Annotated in this window: 2 protein-coding genes and 1 pseudogene; all 3 read right to left on the minus strand. The window is 75.8% G+C overall.

Annotation, left to right across the window (positions count from 1 at the left end; genetic code table 11):
- Window positions 1–184 (minus strand): annotated as a pseudogene (locus tag ACWEN3_RS45095) (hypothetical protein); the annotation flags it as partial.
- 16 nt (window positions 185–200) lie between these two features.
- Window positions 201–1214, minus strand: coding sequence for an AAA family ATPase (locus ACWEN3_RS45100; RefSeq protein ID WP_452984069.1), 1014 nt, complete (start codon window positions 1212–1214; stop codon window positions 201–203).
- A gap of 186 nt (window positions 1215–1400) precedes the next feature.
- The coding region (locus ACWEN3_RS45105) for a VMAP-C domain-containing protein (protein WP_452984071.1) at window positions 1401–2557 on the minus strand (1157 nt) is incomplete at its 5' end.

Here is a 2557-nt window from a genome sequence, read left to right on the forward strand (position 1 = left end):
CGGACCGCAGCAGCGCCCGCACCAGGGCCATCGGCTTGCGGCGCGAACCCCAGCCGCCGATGCCGAGGGTCATGCCGGTCTCCAGCCGGGCGAGCCAGAGCGCGTCCGCCACGTCCTCGGCGGTCGGCTGCAGCCCGCCCTGGCGCAGCTTGCCGATCAGCTCGCCCAGACGGTCCCGGCGCATCCCCGGCATCGGCCCCTCACCTCGTACGGTCGAGCGGCTGCATGAGCATCTCCGCGATCCGCTCCCGGGTCAGGCCCTGGGCGTGCGGGTCGTGCTGGGTGAGGAACAGGGCGTTGAGCAGCTGGTCCGCGGCGAGCACCTCGCCGGGCTCGCGCTCCAGGAAACGGCGGATCAGGTCGGCGCCCGCGGCGACGCCCTCCGTGCCGAGGTGGGCCTCGACCATGGCGGTGAGCTGCTCCTCGCCGGGCGGGTCCAGCTCCAGCTGGACGCAGCGGCGCAGCAGCGGGGCGGGGAAGTCGCGTTCGCCGTTGGAGGTCAGCACGATCACCGGGAACGCGGTGCACGCGATCCGCCCGCCGCGCAGCTCCACCCGGTCGCCGTCGTGCGTGAGCACCTCGACCACGGGTTCGCGGTCGGCCAGCCGCTCCAGCTCGGGGATCGAGAACTCGCCCTCCTCCAGCGTGTTCAGCAGGTCGTTGGGGAGGTCGAGGTCGCTCTTGTCGAGTTCGTCGATGAGCAGCACGCGCGGCTGCCCGGCCGGGAGGAGGGCGGTGCCGAGCGGGCCGAGCCGGATGTAGGAGCCGATGCCGGGTGCGGCGGCGGGGCCGTCGCCGCCGCGCGCCCGCTCCAGCTGCACGTCCTGGAGCCTGCCTATGGCGTCGTACCGGTACAGGCCGTCCTGGAGGGCGGTGCGGCTGACGATGGGCCAGCGCAGCACCTTGCCCAGGCCGAGTTCATGGGCGATCGCGTACGCCAGGGTCGACTTGCCGGTCCCGGGGTTGCCGGTCACCAGCAGGGGCCGGCGCAGGTAGAGAGCCGCGTTGACCGCGTCCACCTCGGCCGGCCGGGGGGCGTAGCTCTCGACCAGGCGGCGGCGCACCCCGAGCCGGCGGGCGCTGCTGGGGTCCTCCGGGCCGTTCCCGGCGCCGTCCCGGGAGGCCGCGAAGTCGCGCCAGGGCGGCGGCGCCGGCAGCCGTCGCATGCCGTCGTGCGGCTGACCCACTCCGCGGTAGATCCGCCAGTCGTTCACCTTGGGCTCCTCCCGGCTCTGGTGATCATGCAGCGGGCCCGGCCGTACGACGTACGAGGCTAGCGCCTGCCGGCCGTGTCCGCCGAGGTTCGCGGCGTCCGATGCGGCGCCGTCCGGCCATCCGAACGCCCTTACGACCCACTTGAGTTGACGAGGCGTCCGGCGGGGGCGGCCGGCCGGTCGGGGTCAGCCGCCGGGGGCGGCCAGCGGCGGCGGGCGCATGGTCTCCGTCCCGTACGACGGCCGGTCCGGCGGATCGAACAGTACGGCGATCTTGCCCCGCAGCCCTTGGGCGCGGGCGGTGTCCGGGTCGGCCAGCCGGATGCGCAGGTCGCGGACCGGGCCGTGCAGGCCGCCGGCGTGCCGGGCGCGGTCCAGCAGCTGGGCCGCCTGCCGGTGGAAGTCCCGGCACTCGTCCGGGTCGTGTTTGTCCCGCCGCCACAGCACCACCGGATACCCGGCCATCAGCGCGTCCTTCATCGCCGCCCGCCCCTCACCGGTGCCGACCGGGCCGCAGTAGACCGGTACGGACGCGTCGCCCATCGCCGACAGCGCGCCGTAGTACGGGTACCTGCCCCCGGCGCGCACCCCGGCGGGGTGACCCTCGGCAGGCCCCTCGGCGGCGAGCCGTCCGTGCAGCGGCTCATGCGCCAACGGCCCGCGCAGCACGCCCGTCCAGCGCCGGCGCCACTCCGGGGACGGTGTCCGCCCGTCGCGCCGGACGTCCCGGACGACGACCGTCCGCCGCATCCCGAGCGGCATGGCGCGCTCGTCGACGAGGTCGTCGTCGTCCTCGGCGTCCCCGCCGTCCGGGGCCTCGGTCCGGCCGGATGGGCCGCCGTATCCGCTCTCCCCGCCGGGCGGGTCGGGCAGCAACTGCCACTCGTCCACGGGCAGATCGAACAGCTTGCGGGGCAGGAACACCTCGATCGCGGCCAGGTGCTCGCCGTGGTCCCCCTGCCCGAGCGCCCGCCCCAACGGCTCCCGCAGCACCTCCGCCAGCTCCTCGACCCGCACGCCCCGGTCGTCGGCGTCGACCGGCGTGACGTCCCGGCCGTCGTAGATCAGCTGCACGCTCCACGGATACCGGCCGTCGTACATCGGCGCCCCCACCTTGACCAGCACATCGGTACGGGCGGCCGACGGGGGCACGCCGACGGGCGCGACCGGCCCGGCGGGGGACGGCGGCCGCGGTGCGCCCGTGGCCGGCGGTGCGGCGGCCGGACCGCCGGTCGTGAGGGGGTCGACAGGAGCGGCGGGGGACGTGATGCTGGGACGGGCCGCGCCGCCGACCGACCGGCCGGTGATCTTCTCGCCCGTCGGACTCGGTGTCCACGACCTCG

It is taken from the genome of Streptomyces sp. NPDC004561, from assembly GCF_053602155.1.